The organism is Gilliamella intestini (genome assembly GCF_900094935.1).
GTDB lineage: Bacteria > Pseudomonadota > Gammaproteobacteria > Enterobacterales > Orbaceae > Gilliamella > Gilliamella intestini.
The window spans coordinates 1-7,215 of sequence record NZ_FMBA01000071.1 but is presented as its reverse complement, the minus strand read 5'-3'; the positions used below and the strand labels follow the sequence as shown (position 1 = coordinate 7,215).

The 7,215-nt window shown below is 34.7% G+C and carries 11 protein-coding genes; 3 read left to right on the top strand and 8 right to left on the bottom strand.

All coding sequences use genetic code 11. From position 1 onward, the window contains the following. Positions 1 to 93: 93 nt before the first annotated feature. Complete coding sequence (locus GA0061080_RS11620) at positions 94 to 390, top strand: DUF4282 domain-containing protein (RefSeq protein WP_280642415.1); 297 nt, start codon at positions 94 to 96, stop codon at positions 388 to 390. Between the two features lie 103 nt (positions 391 to 493). Here GA0061080_RS11620 and tsaD read toward each other — a convergent pair whose 3' ends face one another. From tsaD to coaE, 4 genes are read right to left on the bottom strand one after another with little or no spacing between them, the layout of a single operon-like run. Next, the gene (gene tsaD / locus GA0061080_RS11615) at positions 494 to 1,519 is read right to left on the bottom strand and encodes a tRNA (adenosine(37)-N6)-threonylcarbamoyltransferase complex transferase subunit TsaD (RefSeq protein WP_091125876.1); all 1,026 of its coding nucleotides are present in this window, start codon (positions 1,517 to 1,519) and stop codon (positions 494 to 496) included. Further along, on the bottom strand, positions 1,519 to 1,737 hold the full coding sequence (gene yacG, locus GA0061080_RS11610) for a DNA gyrase inhibitor YacG (protein ID WP_091125873.1): 219 nt from the start codon (positions 1,735 to 1,737) through the stop codon (positions 1,519 to 1,521). Before yacG ends, tsaD begins: the two co-directional genes overlap by 1 nt. A gap of 39 nt (positions 1,738 to 1,776) precedes the next feature. Next, on the bottom strand, positions 1,777 to 2,514 hold the full coding sequence (locus GA0061080_RS11605) for a cell division protein ZapD (RefSeq protein WP_091125870.1): 738 nt from the start codon (positions 2,512 to 2,514) through the stop codon (positions 1,777 to 1,779). Positions 2,515 to 2,526: 12 nt separating this feature from the next. After that, entirely contained in the window at positions 2,527 to 3,129 is a 603-nt protein-coding gene (coaE, locus tag GA0061080_RS11600; protein WP_091125868.1) for a dephospho-CoA kinase, read from the bottom strand. A 263-nt stretch (positions 3,130 to 3,392) separates the two neighbouring features. Between coaE and lexA the strand changes: the two genes are divergently transcribed. Further along, on the top strand, positions 3,393 to 4,019 hold the full coding sequence (gene lexA / locus GA0061080_RS11595) for a transcriptional repressor LexA (RefSeq protein ID WP_091125865.1): 627 nt from the start codon (positions 3,393 to 3,395) through the stop codon (positions 4,017 to 4,019). A 70-nt stretch (positions 4,020 to 4,089) separates the two neighbouring features. After that, positions 4,090 to 4,470 carry a hypothetical protein gene (locus GA0061080_RS11590; RefSeq protein ID WP_091125861.1) on the top strand — a complete coding sequence of 127 codons (381 nt, stop codon included), beginning with the start codon at positions 4,090 to 4,092 and terminating at the stop codon, positions 4,468 to 4,470. Between the two features lie 128 nt (positions 4,471 to 4,598). Here GA0061080_RS11590 and hisM read toward each other — a convergent pair whose 3' ends face one another. From hisM to GA0061080_RS11570, 4 genes are all read right to left on the bottom strand, one after another. Beyond that, on the bottom strand, positions 4,599 to 5,318 hold the full coding sequence (gene hisM / locus GA0061080_RS11585; RefSeq protein WP_091125857.1) for a histidine ABC transporter permease HisM: 720 nt from the start codon (positions 5,316 to 5,318) through the stop codon (positions 4,599 to 4,601). A 6-nt stretch (positions 5,319 to 5,324) separates the two neighbouring features. Next, positions 5,325 to 6,008 carry an ABC transporter permease gene (locus tag GA0061080_RS11580; RefSeq protein WP_091125854.1) on the bottom strand — a complete coding sequence of 228 codons (684 nt, stop codon included), beginning with the start codon at positions 6,006 to 6,008 and terminating at the stop codon, positions 5,325 to 5,327. 3 nt (positions 6,009 to 6,011) lie between these two features. Further along, the gene (locus GA0061080_RS11575) at positions 6,012 to 6,800 is read right to left on the bottom strand and encodes a lysine/arginine/ornithine ABC transporter substrate-binding protein (RefSeq protein ID WP_091125850.1); all 789 of its coding nucleotides are present in this window, start codon (positions 6,798 to 6,800) and stop codon (positions 6,012 to 6,014) included. A 152-nt stretch (positions 6,801 to 6,952) separates the two neighbouring features. Then, on the bottom strand, positions 6,953 to 7,215 hold a 263-nt coding region (locus tag GA0061080_RS11570), incomplete at its 5' end, for a transposase (RefSeq protein WP_141683159.1).

Here is a 7,215-nt window from a genome sequence, read left to right as displayed (position 1 = left end):
TGCGTTTAATCTTATTCATATTTGTTCCTTTTTTAGTTGTGATAAGTTTACCTCACCCCTTAAAAAAGTTGTATGATTTAGTGTAGCCGATCCATATTAACACCTTCTTTTATCACAATCGTGTATTGGATCGCATTATTACTTATTGGAATTAGTGCGTTCTCTATGATATTAGGTAGTTTTGCTGCATTTACTTATAGCTTTACTATGGGTTTAGTTGCTTTTTTCACTGGCATTGTTACCTTAGTTGTGGGCTTTATTTCAACTCGCATTGGTTTTGAATTAATTTGTGTACTATTTAATATTAATCAAAATATTCAAAAATTAGCTAATGAAAAGACCAATTCAGAAAAACAAGAAGAATGTTCTGATACAGATACTATTAATTAATATCGTTTATTTAACTATATAGCATTAAAAATGCGGAAACAAATTCCCGCATTTTATTTTTCATGTAATTTTTATTTACATGTTGTCAAATCAAAATAATCAGTTAACCAACATTAAGATCGCTAAGAGGCCATCTTGGTTTAACACTAATAACTAAATCTGAATACTGCCTCTCTTTTAAATGAATCATACCTGCATAAGCAATCATGGCACCATTATCGGTACAAAATTCGAGCCTTGGATAAAAAACTTTTCCTTTTCGTTGATGCATCAACTCAGTCAATTTAGTACGCAGTGTTTTGTTAGCACTTACCCCACCAGCAACTACTAAATTTTTAAATCCAGTTTGTTCAAGTGCTCGCCTTACTTTAATCACCAATGTATCAACCAAAGCATCCTCAAATGCTCTAGCAATATCTGCTTTAGTTTGTGGATCAATAATATTATTATCACTATGCTGATGAATCATATTAGCTGCGGCTGTTTTAAGGCCTGAAAAACTAAAATCAAGCCCAGGACGATCAGTCATTGGCCTAGGAAAATTGAATCGCGCTCCACTACTCTGTTCAGCCAATTTTGATAATTTTACGCCACCGGGATAATCTAAACCAAGCAATTTGGCTGTTTTATCAAAAGCTTCTCCTGCAGCATCATCAATTGACTCTCCAATAAGTTCATATTTACCAATACCAGTCACACTAATAAGCTGTGTATGTCCCCCCGAAACTAATAATGCAACAAAGGGAAATTCAGGTGGATTATCTTCAAGCATCGGCGCAAGTAAATGGCCTTCCATATGGTGCACAGCAACAGCTGGCACATTCCAAGCATAAGCAAGCGATCGTCCAATTGATGCACCTACCATTAACGCTCCAATCAAACCCGGGCCAGCAGTATAGGCAACCCCATCAATATCTTGTGCGGTTAAATTAGCTTGTTTTAAAGCTGCTTGAATCAATGGCACAGTTTTACGAATATGATCGCGCGATGCCAGCTCTGGTACCACCCCACCATAATCAGCATGTAATTTAATTTGTGAATAAAGCTGATTTGCAATTAAACCGTTGACATCATCATAAATTGCGATACCTGTTTCATCGCATGAAGTTTCAATACCAAGAATCTTCATTAATGCCTACCTGCAAAATCGCTAAGATCTTCTTCACTCCAAAGATCTTGTTCGGTAATATCTTTATCAGCAATACGATATTCTTCGGTTGCCCAATCACCTAAATCAATAAGTTGACAACGCTTGCTACAAAATGGACGGTACGGGCTGTCTTTACTCCATATAACTTGTTTTTGGCAAGTTGGACAATTGACATAGGTAACGGTTTGTTTATTCATTGTGACTCTTTCTTTTTAAATAATCAGTATTTAGTAGTACTAACAACAGGCTAATTCAAAATAAATACCATCGGTATTTACGCTATCACAAGCATCAAGCGGTAAAAATCGAATGCTATAGCGCGACATATGACCTGATACTTGGGGATACACGTTTTTTTCTAACGAAATTCGAATACGAATCAAATTAACATCGCCATTAGTTTCTTGAAAAAAGCTATTAGTATAAATAAATGGTTTAAATTCCCCTAATTGTCTTATTAATTGCATATAACATGTTAAAGACTCATCAAGAGGAGATAAATGTTGTAGCCAATTTTTTACTTGCATATCACGTTTTTCTTGTGGGATTTTTAACCACAAATAAAATGAAGGTAAATCAAAACTACAACAACCACCAGGTATCATTAAGCGTTGACGAATTGCGGTAATAAAACGGTCATCTTTTAACGGTTGTCCCAAACGGGTAATGACATTAAATTGTGCTAAAAACACATCAAACTTGCGAATCAAGTCACTAAGTAAATCATAATCCACACCATCAAAAGTTAACCATGAAATTAACTTTTGCTTTTGTGTTTCAAGTTCCTTAATGAAATCAGCTTTAATGTCGTTACGTTCAATAATCTCTAACAACTCGGACAATGCATGAAAAAAAATCAACGCATTCTTGTCATTAAAATGACAATGTGTATTTAATTGATTTAATAAAAATTCAACACGAAGCCAAGTGCGCATTTTTTCATTTAATGGGTGTTCAAAAATAATATTATTCATCTATTCTAAATCTTACTTTTTAAAGCTATCTAAGTATTGTTGATGCAGTAGATTAACTTGTGTTGTTAGCGACGATAAATTACCGTCATTAACTATAATATCATCAGCATAAGATAAACGTTTTTTTAAAGATACTTGTGACAGTATCATCTTTTCAGCTAATGACTCACTAATATTATCCCTTTTTACTAATCGTGCCAATTGTAGTGAAACAGGAGTATCAATTATCAGCACACGATCAGCTAAAGTATGCAGGTTATTTTCAATCAATAATGGCACAACCCAAATTAGATAGGTTGTACTTTTTTGCATAGCAATTTGTTTTTGAGTTTCTTGCTTAATGATTGGATGCAATAAATCATTAAGCCAAAGCCTTTCATGATCATTATTAAAAATAATCTCGCGAAGTTGACTACGATCAAGTTCGCCATTAGTAAGTAAAATTTCTTGGCTGAAATGCTTAACAATTTGATTAAATGCATAACTTCCTATTTGCACAACTTGCCTTGCAATAATATCTGCATCAATAATAGGTACACCTAATCTACCAAACAAATCAGCGATAGTGCTTTTGCCACTGGCAATACCTCCACTGAGCGCAACAACATAAGGCATAAGGCAAATTCCAAGTTAAAAAATAGTATTTCATTATAGCATATAAGTAATTCGATCATATAACCTTAAATAAAAGCAAACTTATTTGCTAATTAGGGAATTTATTGTCCATTAATCTAACAAAATTACCTCTAAAACTAAGCATAATAGCAAGAATTTGGAAAATTTATTGCCTGTTGTCAAATAAATAGAATAAAACAGTTGTTTTATATTATTAGCTGTATATAATCACATATATATGTATATAAAAACAGGAATATGTTATGAGACCATTAACAGAACGTCAACAACAGATTTATGATCTAATTAAAGACAATATCCAAACTACTGGCATGCCACCAACACGAGCTGAGATTGCTCAAAAATTAGGATTTCGATCAGCCAATGCTGCTGAAGAACACTTAAAAGCTCTAGCCAAAAAAGGGGCAATCGAAATGATCGCAGGCTCATCACGCGGAATTCGTCTTTTACTTGAAAACCCAGTTGAACAAAACGAGCCTGAAGGTTTACCGCTTATTGGCCAAGTAGCTGCAGGATCGCCAATCTTAGCGCAAGAGCATATAGAAAGCCATTACCAAGTTGATCCTTCACTATTTAAACCTCGCGCAGACTTTTTATTAAGAGTGCAAGGTATGTCAATGAAAGATATTGGTATATTTGATGGTGACTTGTTGGCTGTACATAAAACCCAAGATGTTAAAAATGGTCAAGTTGTTGTTGCCCGCATTGACGACGAAGTCACTGTCAAACGTTTATCGCGTAAAGGCAAACAAGTTCACCTACTTGCCGAAAATAGCGAGTTTTCACCTATTGAAGTTGACCTAGAACAACAAAATTTTGCCATAGAAGGACTTGCCGTTGGCATTATTCGTAATGGTTCATGGATGTAAGCATATAGCATATAGATGTATAAGCAAAGTTAGTATAGAATAGTAAAAGCTAAAAAAATAGGAGATTGCTATGTGGCTATTTTGGTTATATGAGGGTTTAGCATTTGTTGCAGTCATATTGCTTGTTTTTGGATATTGCCATTTTAGGAAGATTGGTTTTTGGTCCTTCATCTGGAAATATTTAAAATGGGTATCGTTAGCAGTCCTTATTGCTTGGTTAACCGTTGCAATTCTTTGTCGCGTTGACTTATATAATGCTGCTCACTGCTATTTTAGGGGTGAAAGTATGCATGCCAACACTAAATATTCTATCTTCTTAGGTGAATGCCAAGTTGAAACGCCGAGTGGCAGCTATGTACCTATTGAACGAGCTAGAGCATTACCAGGCTCAAGTCACCATGATCAAGGCGATAACAGCGATTCTACAAGTGAATTCTATCCTGTAAATTAATATATCGGAAATTCAAAATCTGACAACTGCTATCGCAATTGTCAGATTTATTTATTATTTTAATAAGAATGGAACTATAAAATTATAAACGAATAAGGAAATATCAGTTCATAGCTTAAATGAAGTTATTAATCATTTTTCACATTAGCTCGTTGAAAAACCAAGTAGTGTTGCTCTAACTTTTTAAAACTAAAAATCAACGTAAAGCTCACACAAAGATAAATCACTGCTGCAATACCATAAGCATGAAAAGGTTGATAGGTTTCGGCATAAATATCGCGCGCAATCTTCATCACATCTGGCACAGTAACTGTAAAGGCCAATGCTGTTGAATGTAACATAAAGATCACCTCGTTACTATAAGCAGGTAATGCAATACGAAATGCTCTTGGAAAAATGATATAACGATAGAGTTGAAAACGATTAAAACCAAGTGCTGTTGCGGCTTGAATTTCGCCATTTGGCACATTCCGCATGGCACCAGCAAAAACCTCAGTAGTATAGGCGCAGGTATTTAAAGTAAAAGCGAGCACCGTGCAATTTAAGCCACTTTGAAAAAAATCGCCCAACCAAGCATTATGTTTAACCATACTTAAAGTATAAATACCTGTGTAAATAATCAATAACTGAACATATAAAGGCGTACCTCGAAAAATATAAGTAAACAACCAAATGGGTAATTTAATTAGTTTATTTGTTGAATTTCGACCTACTGCTAACGCTAGCGACAAAATTCCCCCCATTAAAACCGATAAAATCAAAATCCACAGCGTCATCGCAAGACCAGTGATATTATAACCATCGGTCCATAATAGTGATTGCCAATATTGTTGAATAATTTCTAACATGAGTTCTTATAATTTAGTTTTGGTAATGCCAATAGAATAATGCCGTTCAAGCCACCATAAAATGATATTAGATATTGATGTAAAAAACAGATAAAACGCCCCAGCAATCAAAGCAAATAACAAAGGCTGGTACAGGGCTTCGCCTGCATTTTTAGTAGCTTTAACTAAATCCGACAGTCCTAATAATGACACTAACGCCGTCGCTTTTAATACCACCAACCAATTATTCGCAATACCTGGCAGGGCAAAACGCATCATTAAAGGAAACATCACATATCGAAATACTTGGACTTTGTTAAGCCCTAGTGCTGTTGCTGCTGCCAACATATTTTTAGATATCGCAAGATAAGCTCCCCGAAAGGTTTCAGTAAAATAAGCGCCATAAATAAAACCTAAAGTCATAATACCTGCTATTAGTGGATCGATTTCAATAAAAGGCATATTAAAATAATCTGTAATATTATTAAGTAAAAACTGCAAACCAAAAAAGATGAGCATCATCAACACTAAATCGGGTACACCTCGAATTAACGATGTATAGGCCTGACAAAATACATTACATACTTTAGAATCAGCCAACTTACCTAATGCACAAACAATGCCCAAAATCATAGCTAACAACAAAGAGGTTAGCGCTAAAATAATCGTTAGCCATGTGCCTTGAAGAATTAACGGAATATAACCTTGCATGGTTTATTTTTTATTACCATATACGTTAAAATCAAAATACTTATTGTTGATTTTTTGATAAGTACCATCGGCTAAAATATCTTTTAAAGCTTGATTAAACGCTTCACGTAGTTCGTTATCGTTTTTACGAAAACCAATACCTACTCCAACATCAAAATAATTTGCATCAGTCAATGCATCGCCTGAAAAAACAAAACCTTTACCTTGTGGCTGTTTTAAAAAAGCATAACTGCCAGTAACTTCATCTTGCAATGCCGCATCTAAACGACCTGCCACTAGATCAGAAAATACTTGTAACTGATTTTGATAAGGCACTATAACTACACCGCTCAAACGCCACATCTCATTAGCAAAATGTTCTTGTGATGTCCCTTGCTCAACCCCAACACGCTTACCTTTTAATGACTCAGCATTAGGCATTAAATTAGAACCCTCTTTAACAATCAAACGAGAATAAGTCATAAAAATTTCGTCAGAAAAAGCGATCTGTTTTTTACGTTTTTCGGTCATCATTAGTGAAGACGAGATAATATCAATCTTTCTTGATAATAAGGACGGGATCAGCGCATCAAAATCAGTCGATTGAAAAGTACATTTAATATTAATCTTTTCGCACAAGGCTTTCGTGATTTCAATGTTGAATCCAGTAACTTCACCATTAGCATCAATAAAATCAAAAGGTGCATAAGACGTATCCGAACCAACTTTAATCGAATCAGGCAATGTGGCATAACCTGTTACGGATAAGCTTAAACACAAAAAAATGGTTAACACTTTTAACAAATTCTTCATGATTTATCTTTCCTCGTTTTTAGCTAAAGGCATAATATAGCGCGTTCTGGTACAATTTTATAATAAAAAAAAGTTATTACTGTTAGACAATAAATTAGATTTCCTTAATAAAAGTTATTAGGGGCTGTTGATCTTTGCTGTACATAAATTACTCAACAATACATTGGCAGCCACATTAACATAAATGCCAGTGATACCATACTAGCAGAATTCCTTTCTAACTTATCGTATCTAGTTGATATTGAACGATATTGTTTGATTCTAGCAAAGGCATTCTCGACTAAATGACGATAGCGATAAAGGCACCTATCCATACTGCTTTTATCTATATCCTTACCATAATTACGTTTAGCAATCACCGTTCGTCCGCCTTTTTGACGAACAAAGCACCGAAAAGGCTCGCTGTCATAACCTT

Excerpts from the sequence above, each read along its gene's own strand:
- tsaD (WP_091125876.1), bottom strand. The coding sequence starts at position 1,519 with ATGAAGATTCTTGGTATTGAAACTTCATGCGATGAAACAGGTATCGCA.
- yacG (WP_091125873.1), bottom strand. The coding sequence starts at position 1,737 with ATGAATAAACAAACCGTTACCTATGTCAATTGTCCAACTTGCCAAAAA.
- GA0061080_RS11605 (WP_091125870.1), bottom strand. The coding sequence starts at position 2,514 with ATGAATAATATTATTTTTGAACACCCATTAAATGAAAAAATGCGCACT.
- coaE (WP_091125868.1), bottom strand. The coding sequence starts at position 3,129 with ATGCCTTATGTTGTTGCGCTCAGTGGAGGTATTGCCAGTGGCAAAAGC.
- lexA (WP_091125865.1), top strand. The coding sequence starts at position 3,393 with ATGAGACCATTAACAGAACGTCAACAACAGATTTATGATCTAATTAAA.
- GA0061080_RS11590 (WP_091125861.1), top strand. The coding sequence starts at position 4,090 with ATGTGGCTATTTTGGTTATATGAGGGTTTAGCATTTGTTGCAGTCATA.
- hisM (WP_091125857.1), bottom strand. The coding sequence starts at position 5,318 with ATGTTAGAAATTATTCAACAATATTGGCAATCACTATTATGGACCGAT.
- GA0061080_RS11580 (WP_091125854.1), bottom strand. The coding sequence starts at position 6,008 with ATGCAAGGTTATATTCCGTTAATTCTTCAAGGCACATGGCTAACGATT.
- GA0061080_RS11575 (WP_091125850.1), bottom strand. The coding sequence starts at position 6,800 with ATGAAGAATTTGTTAAAAGTGTTAACCATTTTTTTGTGTTTAAGCTTA.